General features: G+C 65.1%; 3 protein-coding genes. All 3 read right to left on the reverse strand.

Features of this window, described 5'->3' with window-relative positions; genetic code table 11:
* Positions 1-1,278: GMC family oxidoreductase (locus tag EN742_RS32375; protein WP_148670423.1), on the reverse strand; the 1,278-nt coding region annotated here is incomplete at its 3' end.
* A complete protein-coding gene (locus EN742_RS32380; protein ID WP_126057187.1) occupies positions 1,275-1,430 on the reverse strand; it encodes a hypothetical protein in 156 nt (51 codons plus the stop codon). The genes EN742_RS32380 and EN742_RS32375, both read right to left, overlap by 4 nt.
* A 194-nt stretch (positions 1,431-1,624) precedes the next feature.
* A partial coding sequence (locus EN742_RS32385) for a GGDEF domain-containing protein (RefSeq protein ID WP_148670424.1) occupies positions 1,625-2,258 on the reverse strand: 634 nt, incomplete at its 5' end.

Here is a 2,258-nt window from a genome sequence, read left to right on the forward strand (position 1 = left end):
GGTCACATCGGTGCCCATGCGCGTGCCGCCCATATGGTGGTGGCCGGCCGTCTCCTCATTCGTCGGATAGTCCCCGCCATTGAGGATCCAGTCGGCGATGCGCACCCGGCCAAGGTTCTTCTCGGCCAGCGTCTTGCCGAACAGCCTGAGGCCTTCGAGAATTGTGCGGCGTTCCAGCGGGGACTTCTTCCAGTGCAGTTCGATGCGCGGCACGCCGGCGTGGTCGACATCGGTCTTCGACAGCGCGATCCGGTTCGAGGCCAGCGGCGCCTGTTCCCACGCGACATAGAGCTGGGCGGCGCAACGCAGGCGCTGGCTGAGCTTGGCGGACATCCATTCGGCCATGTCGGGTGCCGTGCAGGCGAGGTCGGCGATCAATCGCTTGACACTGGGATAGGGCGACTCGATGAGCCTGATGCCGAAATTCAGGATCTGCAGCCGCTCCATGGCGGTGAGCGTCGGCGAGAAGAAGGCCTCGTTGACGGCATCGACCTCGAACTCGCCATAGTCCGCCAGGATGGCGTTGCCGCCCTCGAAGGTCGGATGCTCCATCCAGTAGCGGCCGAGGGCTTCCGCGTTCGGCACCACGCCGCCATTCGAGCGCTGGTTCGACCACAGGAGCAGCCGCGAATTCTCCAGCCCGCCGGTGCACACGATGAAGTAGTCGGCGCTGAAGACGCCGGCGTCCTGGCCGTTCGACCACAGCCGGGCGCCGCTCACCCGCCTGCCGTCGCCTGCAAGTTCGGTGGCATAGGTGTTGAGCACCACGGCGATGTTCTTGCTCTTGTCCAGCTCGTCAGCGAACTTCTCGCCGAAGCGCACTGCACCGCTCTTGATCAGCTGCACCCAACGGATGTCGTCCGAGATTGGCACATCCGGTCGGAAGTCGGGCAGCTCGAGGATGTCGTGGACTTCCGCCAGATAGGGCTCGATGTCGGCGCGGCTGATCGGCCAGCCGGTGTCCGGCGCCCAGGCCTTGGGCTCGAAATCCTGGCTGTCGAGCACCCGGCACCAGCCGGCCCAGTGATTGGAGGAGCCGCCCATGAAGCGCAGCCGCGTGATGTCGAGATCGAAATAGGGATCGCCCACAGTGGTGCCGCGGTAGAAATCCTGCGATTCGTCGCTGAATTCGCGCGATCCGGCCTCCAGCACGACCACAGGAATGCCTGCAGCGCCGAGCTTTCTGGCGATCGTGGTGCCCGCCGGGCCGGAGCCGAGGATGCAGGCCTTGGCGGCGAAATTCGCCGCACGGAAGGCTTCGTAGCTGTCGAAGATCACGCGAGATCGCTCCGCTTCAGGATCCAGCCATTGACCTCGACGATCTCGTCCGGATCGACGACGGGCTGGTTGCGGAACAATGACAGGGCCGGCAGCGCGATCAGCGCCTGCACGATTGCGCGGCGCGACATTCTCTTGACGAAGAAGCTCATGATACGTCTTTCGATGGGGACCTCGATCCACGCATGACGTTCCCCGAACGGCACACGCCGGCCAGGACAGGCCAGTTTCGTGCCAACCCTAGCCGATACCTTGCCACAACCGGGTAAACGTCGTGGTTGCATGCGAACATGGTTAGGAATTCCTCGCAGGCGCGTGCCGGTGCGAGCGTGCGCTCCGATTGATCTCAGGCGGCTTCCGAGACATCGCGATCGAGGATCGACAGGTTGCGGCCGCGATGCTTCGCCTCGTAGAGCCGCTGGTCGGCGGCGCGCATAAGCTCGGAGACGTTGACGCCTTCGCCACATATGGTGCCGCCGATGGAGACGGTGAGCGGCACGGTGCGCTCGTCGACCGGACGGAAGCGGATCAGCTCGACCTCGCGGCGAATACGCTCGGCGACGCGCTTGGCCTCCTGCGCGGTGGCGCCGACCAGGAAGGCGGCGAATTCCTCGCCACCGATCCGGCCGAGCACGTCGCCACTGCGCACGCCGCGCTCGATGGCGCTGGCGATCAGCAGCAGCGCTTCGTCGCCGGTCAGATGGCCGTAGCTGTCATTGATCATCTTGAAGTGATCGGCGTCGATGATGAGCAGCGCGCCGCGATCGGATTTGCGCCGGGAGCCGTCGAGTGCGGCAAAGAAGCTTTCGCGGTTGAGCATGCCGGTCATGTCGTCGCGGCTCGCCTTTTCCGACAGGCGCCGGTGCGCGGCGGCAAGCTGGGCATGCGCGCGGGCGAGATCGCGATGCGCGCTCTTCAATCTGTCGCCCTGCCAGAAGGTTGTTGCGCTGGCGATCCAGGCAAGCACCAGCGGGAAGACC

It is taken from the genome of Mesorhizobium sp. M4A.F.Ca.ET.020.02.1.1, assembly GCF_004022645.1.
In the GTDB taxonomy this organism is placed as follows: Bacteria; Pseudomonadota; Alphaproteobacteria; order Rhizobiales; family Rhizobiaceae; genus Mesorhizobium.